The sequence below is a fragment of the Arthrobacter sp. C152 genome (genome assembly GCF_054890965.1).
Genome location: NZ_JBTZSU010000090.1, coordinates 1 through 1390, shown reverse-complemented (window position 1 = coordinate 1390; position 1390 = coordinate 1). Strand labels below are relative to the sequence as shown.

Below are 1390 nucleotides of genomic sequence, written 5' to 3'. Positions count from 1 at the left end.
GGGAAGAGTAATACGTTGCCTCAAATGAAAACCTCCGTTTCGCGTGGTCGTTGCCTCGGTGCCTGAGGCTCCGGAGGTCTAGGGGTTCCAGGCCCGGTTTACGGGTTTGATGGGAGCTGGTTTCTTGGCCAGTGCAAGGGTTTCCAGTTCGGCGGTAAGGGCCAGGATTTGGCGGGACAGGGCCCCGGGTTTGATGCGTTTGAAAGCGGCGTTCATCCGAATGACCGGGCTCTTACGCATTCGCGGGTGTCGTATTGCGCGCTGGTGGGGTGTGGCCGGCGTGTCGTGTTTCTTAGTGATTTTCGCGCCGTAGCGCTGCTTGGAAATTAGCTTCTGCTGGGGCAGCAGGTAGTTGGTGAAGACCCGGTCCAGCTCCCAGATCTCATTGAGCTTTTCCAGCTCGCCGGCGGTGTCGTAGCGCAGGTAGCCGACCAGTTCACGGACCCGTGCCCAGTTCTTTTGCTCCACGTGGGCGCCGTCGTTTTTGTTCCCGGGCCGGGACCGGGTGAAGGTGATCTGGCGGGCGTGGCAGTAGGCCAGCAGGTGGTCGTTGATGAACTCTGAGCCGTTATCCGAATCGATCCCGATGATCGGGAACGGGAATACCGCGGTGACGTGTTCGAGCGCTTCAAAGACCCACTTGGCGGCCTTGTTCCGCACGGACCGGTTCACCGTCCATCCGGTGCAAATGTCCGTCACGGTCAGGGTGAAGCAGAACTCTCCGAAGTTGTTGCCGCCCTCGTGGCCGACCAGGTCAATCTCGACAAAGCCCGGCACGGCGTCATTCCACTCCGCCCAGGTTCGGACCGGGATCTGGGACTTGAGCAACGTGCCCGGCTTCGTGTGGGACCGTCCCCGCAGCGTCAGCTTGGCCCGTTCGCCGGCGAGCTTCCGGTCGATGGTCGCAGCGCTCATCCGCATCAGCAGCGCGGCTTGTTCATCGGTGATGTCCACCTCTTTGTCCCGGCGCAGCAGTGGCACCAGAACCGGCAGCATCGGGGCCAGAAGCTTCCCCGCAGGGGCCCGCAGCACCGCCCAGCACCTGATGAGCGGGTCCAGTAGATCAAGGCCATAGACCGGGGCCCTGCCCGGTCTGGGTTTGACGACCTTCAGGACCAGCGCGTCCCGCAGCGCAGCCCGGGCATAGTCACGGTGCCAACCCGTCAACTCGACCAGCTCATCCAGGATCCGGGACTTCCCTGCACGATCAGCGCCCCGGTAAGCGAGGGCCTTCTTCTTCGTCACAGCATGCCGCTGGGCCATCGTTAGCTCCATGAAAACGGGCATAGCCCCCACCCGCTGCCAACACCCCCAACCACGCCGCCCAAGCGGAGGTTTTCAAATGAGGCAACGAATCGGACTACGCGGATGTTTTCAATGAGTCAACGCG

1 protein-coding gene is annotated in these 1390 nt (G+C 62.2%); it reads right to left on the bottom strand.

What is annotated here, in order from left to right:
* Nucleotides 1-78: 78 nt before the first annotated feature.
* On the bottom strand, nt 79-1263 hold the full coding sequence (locus tag ACYSM9_RS21830) for an integrase catalytic domain-containing protein (RefSeq protein ID WP_461859038.1): 1185 nt from the start codon (nt 1261-1263) through the stop codon (nt 79-81).
* Nucleotides 1264-1390: the final 127 nt, after the last annotated feature.